General features: G+C 53.3%; 1 protein-coding gene. It reads right to left on the bottom strand.

Going from position 1 to position 214, the window contains the following annotated elements; all coding sequences use genetic code 11:
- A partial coding sequence (locus ACW5W8_RS24175; protein WP_498630952.1) for a transposase occupies nt 1-214 on the bottom strand: 214 nt, incomplete at both ends.

Below are 214 nucleotides of genomic sequence, written 5' to 3'. Positions count from 1 at the left end.
TCATCGAAGATTTCCTGATAGATGGAGGACTCGGCAAAGCGGCGACGGCGGGTCTGACAGAAGCTGGAGGCATCAATAACCTTGTCGGTCAGTCGCATGCGCAGGAACCAGCGATAGGCCACATTGAGGTGAATTTCCTGAACCAGACGGCGCTCACTGCGAATGCCAAAGAGATAGCCGATGAAGAGCATCTTGAAGAAAAGAACCGGGTCGA

Source organism: Aeromonas aquatilis, assembly GCF_054052405.1.
The sequence above is the reverse complement of the archived record's forward strand: the minus strand, read 5'-3'. Positions and strand labels throughout refer to the sequence as shown.